Here is a 1,034-nt window from a genome sequence, read left to right as displayed (position 1 = left end):
GCCACTGCACCTGTCGATAAAAGAAGTGGGTTCGGATGGTTTCGATGGAGCGCTGGTGCGTCGATCCTCGGGCGTGGGCGGTCGAATTCTGGTGAACCGAAACATTCGAGAGTCGGGCAGGAAGCGTTTCACTACGGCCCACGAGATTGGGCACTACCTCCTCCACAAAGACTCGGACAGCATGTCGTGCGGCGCGAAGGAGATTGCGAACTGGACCAATATCGAAGTCAATCCTGAGCACGAGGCGGACGAGTTTGCCTCGGAGCTCTTGCTTCCAAGCACTGAGATACAGGCTTTGATTGGAACGCAGTGGCCTTCACTCAAACTCGTTAGCGACCTTGCTGAGGAGTTTGAAACCACCTTAACGGCCACGATCAGGAAGTATTGCGACGTTGCAACGCAAAGCTGCGCTGGAGTTTGGGTACAAGACTCGCGTATCGGTTGGTTTTCACCATCCCCAAGTTTTCCGCACTGGATCAAGGTCCGAGAAGAGGTAGATGCCGGTCTTCTGGACTGTAATGCACCGCTACAAGAGATGGTTGAGGTCAGAGCCTCGGAGTGGATTCCCGCTTTCTCCGAAGACAAGGTATCCACGCTTCTCCAAGGGTGTGTAAGTATGCCCACTTATCGAGGCTCGCTTGTGTTGCTGTGGGCGAAACGTCCGCTTAAACATCGGACGGCAGAGGATGACTTGCTCGAAGAGCTGGATACGGACAAGTTTGACAGCTATCGGCGTGAGCGTTGGCCAGGCAAGAAGTAAGGCCTCGCGCGAAGGAGCGGCGGGCAGCGAGTGATGACTTTAGAGATTTTACGATGTTCACACAAACGACTATTGATCTCTGTCGATAGCGAGACCATGGCCGCTCGAAATCTCGTGAACAGACCTCTGCTCCAGCAGAATTAGCCTCTTCTTCTGCTTCAAACCTCTGCTGAACAAGGGCAGCAGTCAAATCGACTCTAGGCCTCTACCGTGCAACGGCACCGGTCCATTTTTGCCTCCGAAAGCAGAGGTCTGTAACCAGAAAGCAGAGGTC

1 protein-coding gene is annotated in these 1,034 nt (G+C 54.0%); it reads left to right on the top strand.

What is annotated here, in order from left to right:
* The coding region (locus AB4043_RS26555; protein WP_442308666.1) for an ImmA/IrrE family metallo-endopeptidase at window positions 1–760 on the top strand (760 nt) is incomplete at its 5' end.
* Window positions 761–1,034: the final 274 nt, after the last annotated feature.

Source organism: Terriglobus sp. YAF25 (assembly GCF_052113305.1).
In the GTDB taxonomy this organism is placed as follows: domain Bacteria; phylum Acidobacteriota; class Terriglobia; order Terriglobales; family Acidobacteriaceae; genus Terriglobus.
This window is presented reverse-complemented; position numbering and strand designations above follow the sequence as displayed.